Source organism: Streptomyces shenzhenensis, assembly GCF_021462265.1.
GTDB lineage: Bacteria > Actinomycetota > Actinomycetes > Streptomycetales > Streptomycetaceae > Streptomyces > Streptomyces shenzhenensis.
The window spans coordinates 1-844 of sequence record NZ_JAJONF010000177.1 but is presented as its reverse complement, the minus strand read 5'-3'; the positions used below and the strand labels follow the sequence as shown (position 1 = coordinate 844).

The window sequence follows — 844 nt, the reverse complement described above, 5'->3', positions numbered from 1 at the left end:
CAGCTCCACCGGGTGCCGCCCGTTGAAGCGCCTGAGGTCCAGCTCCGTCGGCTGGGCGAACCGGGAGAAGTTGTGCACGCACAGGACGAGGTCGTCCTCGTACTCGCGCAGGAACGCGATCACGGCGGGGTTGGAGGACTGGAGTTCCGTGTAGGAGCCGAGTCCGAAGGCGGGGTTCTGCTTGCGGATCTCGATCATCCGGCGGGTCCAGTGCAGCAGGGAGGACGGCGAGGACATGGACGCCTCGACGTTGGTGACCTGGTAGCCGTAGACCGGGTCCATGATGGTCGGCAGGTAGAGCCGTCCGGGGTCGCTGGAGGAGAAGCCGGCGTTGCGGTCGGGGGTCCACTGCATGGGGGTGCGGACGGCGTCCCGGTCGCCGAGCCAGATGTTGTCGCCCATGCCGATCTCGTCGCCGTAGTAGAGGATCGGGGAGCCGGGCAGGGAGAGCAGGAGCGCGGTGAACAGCTCGATCTGGTTGCGGTCGTTGTCGAGGAGGGGCGCGAGGCGGCGGCGGATGCCGATGTTGGCGCGCATCCGCGGGTCCTTGGCGTACTCGGCCCACATGTAGTCGCGTTCCTCGTCGGTGACCATTTCGAGGGTGAGCTCGTCGTGGTTGCGCAGGAAGATGCCCCACTGGCAGCCGGACGGGATCGCCGGGGTCTTGGCGAGGATCTCCGAGACGGGGTAGCGGGACTCCCGGCGCACGGCCATGAAGATCCGTGGCATCACCGGGAAGTGGAACGCCATGTGGCATTCGTCCCCGCCGCTGGGGTAGTCGCCGAAGTAGTCGACGACGTCCTCCGGCCACTGGTTCGCCTCCGCCAGCAGCACGGTGTCCGGG

At 67.8% G+C, this 844-nt stretch carries 1 protein-coding gene; it reads right to left on the bottom strand.

What is annotated here, in order from left to right; translation table 11 throughout:
* A partial coding sequence (locus LQ326_RS47325) for an alpha-amylase family glycosyl hydrolase (protein ID WP_234545398.1) occupies nucleotides 1-844 on the bottom strand: 844 nt, incomplete at both ends.